The 12220-nt window shown below is 42.2% G+C and carries 12 protein-coding genes; 4 read left to right on the top strand and 8 right to left on the bottom strand.

Annotated features, from left to right (window positions below):
• Position 1 precedes the first annotated feature (1 nt).
• Positions 2–607, top strand: coding sequence for a cytochrome aa3 quinol oxidase subunit III (gene qoxC / locus AOX59_RS09625; RefSeq protein ID WP_068445072.1), 606 nt, complete (start codon positions 2–4; stop codon positions 605–607).
• 1 nt (position 608) lies between these two features.
• The gene (locus AOX59_RS09630; protein WP_082684177.1) at positions 609–905 is read left to right on the top strand and encodes a cytochrome C oxidase subunit IV family protein; all 297 of its coding nucleotides are present in this window, start codon (positions 609–611) and stop codon (positions 903–905) included.
• A gap of 80 nt (positions 906–985) precedes the next feature.
• Here the strand turns inward: AOX59_RS09630 and AOX59_RS09635 are convergent, their stop codons facing one another.
• The 3 genes from AOX59_RS09635 to AOX59_RS09645 form a co-directional block, all read right to left on the bottom strand.
• Complete coding sequence (locus tag AOX59_RS09635) at positions 986–1279, bottom strand: hypothetical protein (RefSeq protein WP_068445074.1); 294 nt, start codon at positions 1277–1279, stop codon at positions 986–988.
• 126 nt (positions 1280–1405) lie between these two features.
• A complete protein-coding gene (locus tag AOX59_RS09640) occupies positions 1406–1891 on the bottom strand; it encodes a metallophosphoesterase family protein (RefSeq protein ID WP_068445075.1) in 486 nt (161 codons plus the stop codon).
• Positions 1892–1931: 40 nt separating this feature from the next.
• A complete protein-coding gene (locus AOX59_RS09645) occupies positions 1932–3338 on the bottom strand; it encodes a hypothetical protein (RefSeq protein WP_068445077.1) in 1407 nt (468 codons plus the stop codon).
• A gap of 194 nt (positions 3339–3532) precedes the next feature.
• On the opposite strand from AOX59_RS09645, the gene AOX59_RS09650 reads away from it, so the two are divergent.
• Complete coding sequence (locus tag AOX59_RS09650) at positions 3533–4720, top strand: cation:proton antiporter (RefSeq protein ID WP_068445079.1); 1188 nt, start codon at positions 3533–3535, stop codon at positions 4718–4720.
• A gap of 111 nt (positions 4721–4831) precedes the next feature.
• On the opposite strand, the gene AOX59_RS09655 is transcribed toward AOX59_RS09650, so the two are convergent.
• The 4 genes from AOX59_RS09655 to AOX59_RS09670 all read right to left on the bottom strand — a co-directional run bounded on the left by AOX59_RS09655 (position 4832) and on the right by AOX59_RS09670 (position 9021).
• Positions 4832–5773, bottom strand: coding sequence for a DUF4349 domain-containing protein (locus AOX59_RS09655; RefSeq protein WP_082684178.1), 942 nt, complete (start codon positions 5771–5773; stop codon positions 4832–4834).
• A 150-nt stretch (positions 5774–5923) separates the two neighbouring features.
• Positions 5924–6601, bottom strand: a complete 678-nt coding sequence (locus tag AOX59_RS09660) for a serine/threonine protein kinase (RefSeq protein ID WP_068445081.1) — start codon at positions 6599–6601, stop codon at positions 5924–5926.
• A 307-nt stretch (positions 6602–6908) separates the two neighbouring features.
• A complete protein-coding gene (locus AOX59_RS09665; protein WP_068448250.1) occupies positions 6909–7103 on the bottom strand; it encodes a YwbE family protein in 195 nt (64 codons plus the stop codon).
• 7 nt (positions 7104–7110) lie between these two features.
• On the bottom strand, positions 7111–9021 hold the full coding sequence (locus AOX59_RS09670; protein WP_068445083.1) for an FUSC family protein: 1911 nt from the start codon (positions 9019–9021) through the stop codon (positions 7111–7113).
• Positions 9022–9518: 497 nt separating this feature from the next.
• Between AOX59_RS09670 and AOX59_RS09675 the strand changes: the two genes are divergently transcribed.
• Positions 9519–10751, top strand: a complete 1233-nt coding sequence (locus AOX59_RS09675; RefSeq protein WP_068440383.1) for an ISL3 family transposase — start codon at positions 9519–9521, stop codon at positions 10749–10751.
• Positions 10752–11084: 333 nt separating this feature from the next.
• On the opposite strand, the gene AOX59_RS09680 is transcribed toward AOX59_RS09675, so the two are convergent.
• Positions 11085–11993: a glycine betaine ABC transporter substrate-binding protein gene (locus tag AOX59_RS09680; RefSeq protein WP_068445085.1), complete on the bottom strand. Its 909-nt coding sequence runs from the start codon at positions 11991–11993 to the stop codon at positions 11085–11087.
• Positions 11994–12220 lie beyond the last annotated feature (227 nt).

A 12220-nucleotide genomic window follows, 5' to 3' on the forward strand; every position in this document is an offset into this window, starting at 1 on the left:
CATGAGTGCGCATGAAGAAAACACCACACCGCTGGAATATCAAACTGAAGACGCCCAAATGAATATCCTTGGCTTTTGGATCTTTCTGGCAGCAGAAATGGCATTGTTCGGAACGTTATTTGCGACGTACGCTGTGCTGTTTGGCCGCACAGCGGATGCCCCGGCCCCAATGGAGCTGTTTGAACCGGGAACCACGCTTGTGATGACACTCATCCTGCTGACAAGCAGCTTCACATGCGGCATCGCCGTTCATGAAATGCGGCGTGGGGCCAGAAAAAGCATGATGACCTGGCTGACCATCACATTAGCCCTCGGTCTAAGCTTTCTCGGCTTTGAAATATATGAATTTTATCATTATGCTTCAGAAGGGGCTTCCCTTCAGTCCAGTGCATACTGGTCTGCATTCTTTATTCTTGCAGGTACACATGGTGTGCACGTGACATTCGGAATCGGCTGGATGATTCTATTGCTGATGCAGCTTGCCCAACGAGGAATAACGTCAATCACAAGCAGAAAAATATTCATAATCGGACTGTACTGGCACTTTTTAGATGTCATTTGGATATTCATTTTTACAGGTGTCTACCTGATTGGGATGGTGGTATAATATGGCAAATCAATCCAAAAAACTTCCAATTCAACACATCATTGGGTACGTGACATCAGTTATATTGACATTTGTGGCTGCATGGGCAGCACTGGGTTCCAATTTACCGGTCATGTGGATTGTCATTTCTATCTTTTTACTGGCTGTCATCCAAGCAGCCATTCAGCTCTTCCTGTTCATGCATTTGATTGAACGCGGAGTTGGCAACGCACCATGGAATATGATGTTCCATGGCGCCATCATCTTTGCTATACTCATCGCAGGTTCATTGTTCACAATGTCATTCGGCTTTATGTAGGCTGCTGTTAATGCCCTCAACGTATCATTCGTCTCGCCAAAATGAAAAAAAAACCTCTTTCCCAACAGTGGAAAGAGGTTTTAAATTTCTCGGATTTCTTTATTGGTAAGTCCCCTATATTTTTCTGACATGTTTACCATGTTAATAATGAACATTACCCAGCCCACCGCGGACATAATCAAGCTTGTGTAGAACATGATCCACGTTATGGAGAACACTGCAGGAACCACACCCAGGAACATCACTTGGATAAAATAAAGCCACATGCCTGCGAGCAGAATTGACTGCACAATTGCAAGCGGTTTGTTTTTCAAATACAGGAAAATGAATGGTGTGGCAGTTCCCAAAACCATAAACATCAATGTGATACCCATATATATCATCTCCAGTTGATAGTGTAAACGGTTTCTTGACTATATTGTAACAGATTGTTTGCTGTTTTGTCACACAACATTCATATTTTGGCTTGAAAAAAAAATGTTTTCTGGATGTATCAGTTTTTAATTGAAAAAAACGAGTTCCGCATGGATTTCATCACTGATTGTAAGTATGGCGAATGAGTAATATGGAAGGGTCCGCTTGTCTGTCGGCGAACCCGGATTGAGCAGCAACTGTTTTTTTAAATAACGAATCATCGGAATATGTGAATGACCGAAAATGATAACATCCGGCTGTTCCTCAGAAAAAGCTTCAATCGCTCTTCTTTCAGTTGTCTTTTTCTCACCGTGGCCATGCACAACACCAATTTTAAACCGATCTATTTCCAGCAGCTGTTTCACCGGCAGCCGCTCCTGAATAATTTCTCCGTCAATGTTGCCACACACCCCAGTTACTTCACCATACCGGGAAAGCTCGTTTAATACCTCAACCGATTTCCAGTCGCCTGTATGGATGATCAGATCAGCTGACAGACACGCTTCGGTCAATCGGGACGGGAGCTTACCGGACGCTTTCAAATGGGTATCGCCTGTTACAACAATTTTCATCAAGTGGCTCCTTTCAAATGGAATCATTCTTTCAAACTTTTTAAACAATTACCATCCATTGAACATAAATCTGTACCAGTACGTACAGCACAAGCGCGAATTTATAATTGAATCTCAGTCCGTTTTTAAATGGACTCACGCCATTCGCCGCACTCAGCACAATCACCGGCATGATCAGCGGTGAGAGCAGAATAGAGATGGCACTGCCGGAAGTGACTGCCAGAACAATCAGCTCAGGCGGGTATGGCAGCGAGATACTTTCCAGAATACCTGCAACGAGAACCATGACTGTCAGCGGTCCAAGCCCCATAAATCCGAGTATAATAATAATCAGCGGCAAGAAATATAGCATATTAAAGAAAGGCAATACTTCCTGAAATGCATAAACACCGTCAATGATTACCGTGCCGACCCCAGTTTGATTCAAGCTGTGTATCATCACCCCTGCCGATGTCAGGACACTGAATTGATACGCTTTCCCTGCTAATCCATTTTGATAGTATTCCTTTATTTCGGACATGAGTAATGCAGGTCTTTTCTTAATGAGAAAATAAATACCTGCCCATATGACGATGACAATCGGGATAAGGATCATCAGCTCAAGATTAATCATTTCATACATTAAAAAAATCGTGCCGAACAGCGTAATGAACAGAAAGCCGAATTCTTTCGTTCGCTGTTTTTGTATTTTCCGGTCTGAAGCGGTCTTGAGTACTGTCTCTATTTCATTTTGAATTTCAGCTGTCAGATCAATGCCATACTTCTTTTCTTCAAAATATGAAAACGTGACAGCGATCAGAAGGCCTGCCATGGCAAGTAAAAATCCCTGCAAAATAGCTATCGGCAATGAGGCATTTAATGCTTCGACCGCATACGCAAAACTTGGAATGCTGATCACCCACAGCGTTGACAAGGCAAACGAGCGCAAGAGAGCGGTGCCTTTAAAATTTTCCCACGCCTCACCGCGCTGATTTTTCAAGATCTCATCAACAAACTGATACATCATCGGAATGGCGCCAAACAACAGAAAATAGGAAATAATATGCGTGAACGACAGAACGCCGAAATAAAACTTCCGGCTTGTATTGAGAAAGTTATGAGCCAGCCCGATGATGTCCTCTATGTAAGGTTCTGACCTCAGCACCCAGCCGATTGCAGGAACCACCGCCAGTAAGCCGATGATATTGCTCATCTGACGTAAGCCACTTGCCATATTTTCCAGGAAAGGGCCGCCTGAAACGATCATGATGGTAAATCCCGTGAGAAACAGGAATAGCGGAAGTTTGATATAACGAATCTTTACATGCACAACAGCCAAAACGAGCAGCATAAATCCAAGTATGGCATGCACAATCTCCAAACTCCTGATATCAAAGAAATATGTAACAAAATAAAGCAGCGCATATGCGGATATGACCAGCCGCAGCCCGCGTGTGACAACGTTCAATATAATTTCTCCCCAATAAAATTCATTTACCTTTCATTCTAAGCCTCTGCGGCAAAAAAAGACAATAGAATGTCTGCTCTCCGGCTGATGTTTATGTTATCGATCTTAAGTTCCCTCCCAAAAGCAACTGAGGACGTTTATTATTCCACAGCCGGGGAATTGCGCATAAGAGTACTTATACAAGGAGAATGGTCATGTCTTCTGCACAGATTATTTTATTGTTGTTAATCGGTTACCTGTTATTCACATTTGATAAAAAACAGAGCTACTTACCGGTCCCTGTTTTACTGGTCGTGCTTGGAATCGGTTTATCGTTTATACCCTACTTTTCTTCCATCGAAGTGACCGCCAAAATGATTTATCATGTTTTCTTGCCGGCAATTCTATTTACTTCCGCGTATAACTTTTCTTCGGCCAATTTCAGGAAAAATGCCGGAATCATCACCTTCCTGGCAACGATAGGCATCATGGCGACTGTTGCAATTCTTGGTGCGGTCATTTTTGCCTTGAGCGGCCCGTTTGTCTCCTTATCGTTCATTGGCGCACTCGTCATTGCCTCGATCCTAACACCGACTGATCCCGTTTCGGTCGTGTCCATACTTGAGGAGTCTTCCGGCAGCAAGAAAATCTCCTCTGTAGTTGAAGGCGAGTCGTTGATCAATGACGGGACAAGCATTGTGATTTTTTCATTTCTTGCCGGGATGCTGACCCAGAGCAAATCGTTCACCGTCATGAATTTTGTAACTGATTTCTTAATTGTGTCACTTGGCGGTGCAGCACTTGGGATTGCCTTTGGCTGGCTGATGAGCAAGGCGGTGCATTACACCCACCATAGAGAATATCAGGTGATGCTGAGCATTGTGATTGCTTATGGTTCGTTCAACCTTGCCGAACTGATCAGCGTCTCAGGTGTGCTGGCGACTGTATTCTCCGGAATTATGCTTTCGTTTGAATACGGCCGGAGTGTCCGAGAAGCTCATTTCAAAGATACATTGAACGGTTTTTGGAGTATAGCTGAATTATCTGTTTTGTCTTTGCTGTTTTTATTAATCGGAATTGAATCGGCCAAATTTTTGCAATTTAATGCCTGGGGCTTTGCGTTTATCATTTTCGCCGTTTCATTATTGGTGCGGTTTGCCATCATTATGGGAACTACCCAATTTTTCAAGGAATGGCGAAAGCGAATGAGCTGGCGCGAATCTGCCTTGATTTCATGGTCTGGCTTAAAAGGGTCCATGTCCGTGTATTTGATACTGGAACTGCAAGCTAAAAGTTCCGGTGATAGCGACATGATTATCTCACTGGCGTTCGCCGCCGTATTGATTTCACTTGTCATCCAAAGTCTGGGTGTTTCACCGCTTACCAAGTGGCTTGCGAAATAATGACGTGCACGGATTCCCCCACGTGATTTGGCATGCTGCGCTGTAGATTCAGGCAAAATCGCTGTAGTTTATAAAATCGGTCTATCCAGCAGGCTAAAGGAATCTCAACTTTTACTCGTCTTTCTTCCGCCGCTTTCTAATCACCCAGAAAACTGCTGTACCAATAAGCGCTAAAATCAGCAATACCGGCAAGTTTCCCGCAACAAATACGAAAATCCCGGAAAACGCCGAGAGCAGGAAGTTAACACTTTTCATAAACTGGTCTTTCGTTTTTTCCCACGTGTTTAAATCTTCCTCACCTGATAAGGACACATTATTTTCTTCAATATGAATGGTGACTGTCGCCAGATCAACCTTGTTTTCCAAATAATTCATCCGTCCCGTTAATTCTTCAATTTCCTGCTGTACGGTGGCAAGGTCATCCGAAATCGTCAGCAGGTCTTCTGTTTCTTCAGCCTGCTCCATAAATGATTGCAGCCTTTCTTCCACAACCTGCTTCGATTCCAGACGGGACTCCAGATCAACGTATTCCTCTGTCACATCCCTGCCCGATGTTGAGCTTTCCATTACGTGATTGCTGCCATCTTCCACTTTCTGTACAAATGCCTCGAATTGCTCTTGAGGAACACGCACCTTGACCTGGCATGTCGTCGTTCTTTCTCCATCGCCTTCATGCATATTCGATTCTACAATATAGCCGCCGCGGTCTGATACTTCACCATGGATAGCATCCACCGTCTCCTGATAATCCGTCACTTCAATACGGAGATTCGCGGTATAAATGATTTTCCGGTCCGATTGGCTGCCTTCATTTGCCTGCGATACCGTATCGCCTTCACCGGATCCGGACTCGCCCTCCGCCCCATCAGTTGAAGCAGTTCCCTGTTCATTTGCAGCGCTGTCAGACTGTTGATTGTTTTCCACTGCGAATTCTTCTGTGTTTTGTTCTGCTTTATCAGTGGCTTGCTTACTGTTCTCTGAATCATTGCTGCAGGCCGCTGCCAGCATAATGATACCTATAACCATTAACATAAGTAACCCTTTTTTCATCATGATCCCCGCCCTTCTTTATAATACAGACGACATTTAAAGCGACATGTTACACCTTCTTTTAAATAAAAAAGAAGCAACCGCCCCATAACTCGTGTTGGCGATTACTTCTCATGTTTGTTTGCGACAAAGGTTCCGGCACTCTGTCTCATTTCATTTTTTAAACGTTGTAAGCTTTAAAATGTTTCTCATAAATTCATCGAATGAGGAAAAGTATTTATGCCGCTGGTTGTACCACTTTCGGATTGTTTCCGCTAACCAGAACGGGATCGAAGTGCCATCAATTAAATGATAATAGCTCTCATATCCTTGTTTTAAATGCTCCCAGCGACGGTCGTTGCCCGGCTGTATATATTCTGAGACATCGATTACTTTGGCTCTGCCGTTTTGCAGCAATATATTTTTCAAATGCATATCCCGAGGGTTTAAATCCTTTTCACGTACATATTCTCTTGCATCATCCACGTCTTTAACAGCTTGTTTAGGAATATGAATACCTTGCAAGAGGCAGTCGAAAAGCGTTGTCCCTTTCTCATAACTTAAGACAAGGTATTGATTGTATGCGGCAAAACATTTCGGGAAATAAGGCGAACCTTCCAGCATGTCATAAATGTTTTTCTCCACATTAATCTTGGATATTTTGTCCTCAGCGTAAACTTTAAATGCATAAGATGGGACGTAATAATTTTGAAAAACAGCCGCATCTGTCCCCACACCAACACACTTCAAATCATCAGAATGTCCAAATACGGTGACGGGTTTATTCTCCGGATTTGAAACAACGGTTATTTGGGAAAGCGAATCTCGCGCTATGTCCCACTCATTTTCCATGTAAACGCTCCGTTCTCACGATTAGATCTTGTCTTTTAAAATATTCTTTTAAAGTATCCGTCACCATGAACCTTTGGTACAACCCTTCTGCAGCGATTCACTCTTTCATTATTATTCTGACCAAGGTGAATTTATAATACAACTGCAGAAATTTCTATTTTCATAATAGGTCTGGCGTGCTACTTCTATAAATAACTATATTCTTTCAGCTTGATAATTCTCATCTTAATAGACTTATATTCATTTTAAAAGCAATTCTTCCGTTCATCCAGCTTTTCAGCTTATCACAGGTACAGCAGACTGTTATTCAGTCCACGATTTCTTTCACTCTTCCGACAGTGCCATTCTCCAGCTTAACCTTGATGCCATGCGGGTGTGAAGCAGAATTTGTCAGTATTCGGGACACAGCACCTTCTGTCAATTTGCCGGAGCGCTGGTCCTGTTTCTGCACAACGCGCACTTTTTGTCCAATCTTGATATTTTCTCTTCTGGTTCCGGACATATTCATTTTAACTCCTTTTAACCGATTGATTTAAAGATAAAGATAGTGATTCCTGCAATGTGCTTATTTCCTGACGAATTCTGCCATGCTTTGGAATGGTCGGTATATCAAACGTTTTAAGTAATTGTTCTCGTTCGATTGACTGCGCCATTGTCTCGAAAATATATAAAAACCGAGCAGCTTCATCTTCAGTCAATGTTGTTCTGACACCATTCTGAGCGGCAGCATCAAGAAAATAATCAAGCTGTTCCATTGAAAATAATGCAGGTGACAATAGACTTAAAGAATCAACATTACTAGGGATCTCACCCAGCGCTGTTTCATAAACCGTTCGCAAATTATTTAAATTGGTTCGCATTTTATTTCGAATATTGCTGTAATCATCCACAACACTGTTATCAGAGAAAATCCTGAAAAATAACTGCGACTGACTTCGAATTGTTTTTGACATTAAATGAGGCAATCGACTAGAAGCCGATCGGCGACCAACCAGGAGAACGCCTATTATCCCAATCAGGCAACCGATTATGACATCCGTTATACGTGCAGTCGCAAAGTAAGCTGGATTCTGAAGTTGTGTTGTACTTTCCGCAATCAAAAGGGCGTTTGGTGTTATAAATGTAACAGCGAATGCGTAGTTGCGAACCATAAAGGTTTCTGTTAAAAAGTGAAACATCCCAATTAATAGTGCGACAACAATCGGTGCCGGTCCGGCCGTAAGTATGATGACAGCGACTATAATCCCAACCAGTGTGCCAATCGAACGCTGAATGGAGCGATGAAATGTGCTGATAATGGTAGAGCCCAGCATCACCGAACCACAAGAAACCGGAATCCAGTATGACCGGTCAAACTCAAAGGAAAAAGCTATCAAAGCTGCAATCCCTAAAACGATGGCATATCGAAGGGACGTCAAAAATACAACGGAATTCTTGTCAAAGGCGTCCGCAAATTGTTTATGAACCGGCTGTTTGTGCAAGTGTATTTCTTGGTCTAGATTTGGAAATGGTTCATGAATGACAGCATTCGCCTCTATCATTTTGGCAAGTAAATGTTCTTCCAAAAAGCTTAGATGGTTGATGGCGGGTGCAGGTATACTTTTTACCTGACTTCCTTTTTCAAGCGATTCCGCAACTTGTTTTAAATAAGCAGCCATTTCAGGAGAAATTTCCTTTTTCCCTTCAGACTCTAATTCCAGGATATCTCCCCATATTGTATGTGCCAGTTCATTTAAGACATATAAACGCTTAAAATAATCGGTGCTGCGCCAAGAAATATAACCGGATGCTAATGTCGTTTCGGCATCTTTTAAAGCAAATAGTGTGTTTTCCTTCAGCTCATGAAATGCCGGCGTTCCAACTGATGGCAATAAACTGGATAATGTCAGATAAAGACGATAAATTGATTTCCTTTCCGGTTGGTAAGGATCGGAAAACCACCCGATCATCGCAACAACCCAAGCAACACTCCCACCTGAGAAAACTAATGCAGCTCTAGACAGTGCGGCATCCGGATCAATCTCCATCGCCGAAGTCATCGCAAAGATAATGACAAAAAATATTGACGCCGGACCTTTAATTTTCAAAGCCCCGAAAACAAACGTTCCAACACCGCCGATTAAGGCTAATAAAATGGCAAATACAATTGGAGAAGCCGCTGTCAGCGTACCAAGCCCCATCGCCGAAGCCAATCCCAGCATGACGAAAAATACTTTTTTTGCCAGATGTCTGTATGTTTCATTAAACACATACAAATACGCAAATCCCCCGATACCGGCGAATAAACCGGATTGGAAACTTCCGAGTAAAATACCGATTATGACAGGAATGGAGGCACTTAATGCTGCTCCTATCGCCCGCCGCATCGGAAAGGGTGTTTGTTTAACTTTGAAAGCATCTTTAATAATAGAACTCTTCAATCAAAAATCCTTCTTTCTTAAAAACTTGCGCCTCAGTACAATTGTTCACAACTTCATACCATAATAACAGTATTTGGAATGAAGTTGTTGTTTTTTAATTACAAAAAAGCATAACACCTACAACCTGTTGTTATGCTCCCGCTCTCAATTGGTTTAACATGGCCTCCGAAATTGACTTCTTAGCCCTGTAATATATAGATGATTTCTTTCGGCATGTTAATAGCATTAATCATGTCCGATAAAAATAAATAACCCCTCAATGGCTTAAGCTGAGCACTGAAGGATCATTCTCCTGGTACCTAACCTCTCTTGATGGGGTTAGTCTATTCTGACCGTTCCATGTTACCGCATGGGGCGGTCTTTACTAATATATAAACTTCTAGAATTGTTATACCACAAACTTGATTGCTTCCTCGCTATTTAATGTTTAGTCTAATGTTTCATATAGCTGTCCATACTGGGTAAAAACTATTAAATTACCCGGGAGTGTTGGCTTTATGAAGAATTTTGAAGAAAAGTATAATATGTTTCAATCTGCCTTGGAAATACCTGAACCTTGGTATGTTTTTCATCATGAACTGGCAAAAGATGAAAAGACCTTACACATCTATATCGAATACAGATCAGGTGCTGAATTTACATGTCCTAACTGTGGAAATCCAGGCTGTAAAGTCCATGATATTTATGATCAGGATCGCACATGGCGACACCTTGATTTTTGGCAATATCAAACATTGCTTCATGCCAGAATGCCGCGTGTTAATTGTGAATCCTGCGGTAAAATACGTACCGTCAAGATAGACTGGGCACGGCCGGGTGCCGGGTTTTCATTATTCTTTGATTATCATGTGATGTCCTTAATGGCTGAAATGCCTGTGGCAGCTGTTGCTCGTAAGGTTGGTGAACATGATACCCGTCTCTGGCGTGTATTTAAGTATTATGTTCATCAAGCGATGAAGGAGCTTGATGTCTCCAGTGTGACACGCGTCGCCATTGATGAAACATCCCGTGCCAAAGGACATAAATACGTGACACTGTTTATCGACACGGATACTAAACGGTTATTGTTCGCCACAGAAGGAAAAAGTTCAGATGTATTACAGGACTTTTGCCAGTTCCTTGAACGCAAAGGCGTTTCCCCTTCCCAAATCAGGGAAATATGTTCGGATATGTCGCCTTCGTTTATAGCAGGAATTGAAGCGAATTTCCCCGATGCATCGATCACATTTGATAAATTTCATGTCATGAAGCTGGTGAACGAAGCATTGGATAAGGTTCGCAAACATGAACAAGCGACCGAACCATTACTGAAAAATTCACGTTACGTGTGGCTAAAAAACCAAGAAAATCTAACCAAAAAGCAGGACAGTAAATTCCAGAAACTTAAGGACATGGACTTAAAAACAGGGCGTGCCTATCGCATAAAATTATCCCTCCAGAAGATGTGGCAACTATCACCGCTATCCTCTGATATTTATTTTGATGCATGGTATGACTGGGCCATCCGTTCACAGTTGGAACCTATGATCAAGGCTGCAAAGTCACTGAAAAAGCACAAGGACGGTATTTTAAGGTGGTTCATTACCAAATTGACCAATGGGCTGCTTGAAGGCATAAATGGCCTGGTTCAAGCTGCCAAGAGAAAGGCTCGAGGTTACCGCTCTACGGACAATTTCATCGCCATGATCTACGCGACAGTTAACAAACTTGATTTAATTGTTGAGCCATGACTATAGTGTTTCCTTCGTTTGCTTGCCAACTCTCCCTTGGATGCTTTACAGGTTGTCAAGCGCTTTCCTTGACGACCTGTAAAGCATCCAAGACAATACAGGCAGCAAACAAGGAATGGTAGATTTATGTGGTGCTATTATACTAACTTTTCAACACTAAATAGCGAATAGCCACTTGATTTTTGTACACCCGGTATCGGTTACTGTTTTCCTGGAATGAATTCCTCAATAACTAAATCATTCAGCAGTAAAGAAATAGCGCCTGCATCTAATAAAAAAGTAACCGCCCTTAATCAACGACGGTTACTCCTATAAATTTATCAGCCTTTATCATTATGATTCATCATTGACTTTTAAATCTTCAATTGAATCAACATCCATATATTCAGGAACAACAAGACCGTTCCGCGTACCGGTCAGGTTAACGCCTAAGTCTTCAAAGTCGTCTTCATACTTTTCATAGTAATCAGTATGTGTTGAAGGCAGCCACGCACCTACCATGGCATCTGCACTGCCATCCGCAATACTGGCGAACATTGGCCCCGGTTCCACTTGCATTAATTCAACTTTATAATCTAATTCATTTTCCATGACATATTTGACCACATTCGAGCTCGCAATCACATCGGCCCAGGCAACATATGGCACTTTTACTGTCGCTCCGTCTCCGGGCTCTGCTCCTTCAACCCAAGTGCTAACCAGGTCTTCATTATTCTCAACCCATTCTTTCGCCGCTTCCTGCTCGTCTTGACCTTCTTCAATTTTCAGCATGACCTCTTGCAGGTGATCCGGCTCCCATTCAAATTGGTCAAAGAACGTATAGGCACCAGGCATATCTTCTTTCAAACCCTTGCGTACAAGTGTATTTATATCTTCTTTACCGCCATAAGCCTCTTTAGGATCTTCCAGCATTTTTAGATCATACTCAATGAATTTCCAGTGTGGAATCCAGCCAGTCACAATGATTGGCTCTTCTTCATTTATTGCGCCATCCAGTTCAGCCGTCATAGCAGCACCAGAACTCTCTTTAAGCTCCCAGTTCTCTTCCAGCCCATACTCAGACATTACTTCTTTTGTTAGCCCCATAATTCCGGCTCCCGGGTCAATTCCAACAATCTCATATTCAACCTGTTCGCCAACAGAAGCATTTTTATTATTATCTGTGCCCTCGTCTCCGCCACATGCTGTTAATCCTATCGATAATGCTATAGCTGACGTTATGCTTAAAATTTTTTTCAACATATGATGTCTCCTCCTTATGATGTTTTGTATAAATTCGTTATTAAATCACGTGCTCAATTTAGCATGGCTTTTTACTAAAGAACCAATGCGCCTTATGTAATGAGTGCCAAGAGATGGTGGTCTTATTGGACAACATTATAATTTTCACATATAAAAACAGGCTGTCTCAAAGTTCAAATCCGCGCACATTCTTCATAAAATCGCAAAATGATAATTCTTTATTAATA

Origin of the sequence: Lentibacillus amyloliquefaciens (assembly GCF_001307805.1) — a bacterium.
In the GTDB taxonomy this organism is placed as follows: Bacteria; Bacillota; Bacilli; order Bacillales; family Amphibacillaceae; genus Lentibacillus; species Lentibacillus amyloliquefaciens.

Excerpts from the sequence above, each read along its gene's own strand:
- qoxC (WP_068445072.1), top strand. The coding sequence starts at position 2 with ATGAGTGCGCATGAAGAAAACACCACACCGCTGGAATATCAAACTGAA.
- AOX59_RS09630 (WP_082684177.1), top strand. The coding sequence starts at position 609 with ATGGCAAATCAATCCAAAAAACTTCCAATTCAACACATCATTGGGTAC.
- AOX59_RS09635 (WP_068445074.1), bottom strand. The coding sequence starts at position 1,279 with ATGGGTATCACATTGATGTTTATGGTTTTGGGAACTGCCACACCATTC.
- AOX59_RS09640 (WP_068445075.1), bottom strand. The coding sequence starts at position 1,891 with ATGAAAATTGTTGTAACAGGCGATACCCATTTGAAAGCGTCCGGTAAG.
- AOX59_RS09650 (WP_068445079.1), top strand. The coding sequence starts at position 3,533 with ATGTCTTCTGCACAGATTATTTTATTGTTGTTAATCGGTTACCTGTTA.
- AOX59_RS09655 (WP_082684178.1), bottom strand. The coding sequence starts at position 5,773 with ATGATGAAAAAAGGGTTACTTATGTTAATGGTTATAGGTATCATTATG.
- AOX59_RS09660 (WP_068445081.1), bottom strand. The coding sequence starts at position 6,601 with ATGGAAAATGAGTGGGACATAGCGCGAGATTCGCTTTCCCAAATAACC.
- AOX59_RS09665 (WP_068448250.1), bottom strand. The coding sequence starts at position 7,103 with ATGTCCGGAACCAGAAGAGAAAATATCAAGATTGGACAAAAAGTGCGC.
- AOX59_RS09675 (WP_068440383.1), top strand. The coding sequence starts at position 9,519 with ATGAAGAATTTTGAAGAAAAGTATAATATGTTTCAATCTGCCTTGGAA.
- AOX59_RS09680 (WP_068445085.1), bottom strand. The coding sequence starts at position 11,993 with ATGTTGAAAAAAATTTTAAGCATAACGTCAGCTATAGCATTATCGATA.